1 protein-coding gene is annotated in these 1,018 nt (G+C 38.8%); it reads left to right on the forward strand.

Features of this window, described 5'->3' with window-relative positions; genetic code table 11:
* Window positions 1-317 precede the first annotated feature (317 nt).
* Window positions 318-719 carry a hypothetical protein gene (locus tag AACW06_RS19695; RefSeq protein ID WP_192076349.1) on the forward strand — a complete coding sequence of 134 codons (402 nt, stop codon included), beginning with the start codon at window positions 318-320 and terminating at the stop codon, window positions 717-719.
* The last annotated feature ends 299 nt before the right edge of the window (window positions 720-1,018 follow it).

Below are 1,018 nucleotides of genomic sequence, written 5' to 3' on the forward strand. Positions count from 1 at the left end.
AAAAATTTAGCGGTTGCTGAAAGGGCGCTTTCTTTGTCGTTGATTCTGCAAGTGGCTCTCTTTGGCTAAGAACGCTGTGATATTTAGGTTTTAGTAAGCATCGTTTTTGTACGTAACTTATTCAAATCTCTTCCTTTCTACGGTGGTTTACTTTGAATTCACTGTAAAATTCACATAACAAGCAATTCAAGTGGATTCTCAACGCGTGGCAGTTTTACTATGCGTTAGGTAAAGTGTTTTACGGTGCAATGCAGCGGCTTGGTTAGTGCGTTGTTCACCACTTAATTGGGCGTTATGTGCTTTTAATGAGGTTAAGAATGAGCGATGTAATTGATTATGAGAAATATAAAGAAGAATCAGACAAATTAAAGAACTATCTTAATAGCGTTGTGGGTTTAGCCACTTTTTCTTTAGCATTGGCTTGCTTATCTTTCGAAAACTCGCGTGTTATTGCGTTATTTTGTACCCCCTTAGTTTTTGGTCTGGCGTTTGCTGCACCAGCGATGCGATCGTTGCTTGAGGCTCTAAATCTAATTGAAAGTGCGGAAAGTAAGCTCGATAGGGAGTTGATGAAAGAAAACCTATATGAGATCACCAATAGAGAGTCTAAATTAAAATTTATTTTGAGTCTCAGTGTGTATATATACTCACTCGTATTCTTTATGCTGGTTTTATTTACACCATGGTTTGCGCGATTAGTAAAAGGATTGATGCTTTGAACTGTTTATTTGAATCCAAGAAACGTACGAGTAAAATTCACATAACAAAGCGTTTAAGAGTGATTCGTAACGCTTGGCATTTTTGGCTTGCATTAATTTCAGTGTCTAAGGTGCAATGCCGTAACTTCGGTATTGCGTTACTCACACCTTAACGCGGCGTTATGACACGACAGTCATCACAGGTTGGATGTACGGTAATGATACTCAAGTTTGAGTGTAATCTAACGGGGTGGAAGAAAGACGGCAAAAAGGACGAATATTAGTTATTTCCATGCTAACCTTGAGGCGCTTTCGCGATC

Origin of the sequence: Vibrio sp. S12_S33 (genome assembly GCF_963889785.1) — a bacterium.
Classification (GTDB): domain Bacteria; phylum Pseudomonadota; class Gammaproteobacteria; order Enterobacterales; family Vibrionaceae; genus Vibrio; species Vibrio aestuarianus.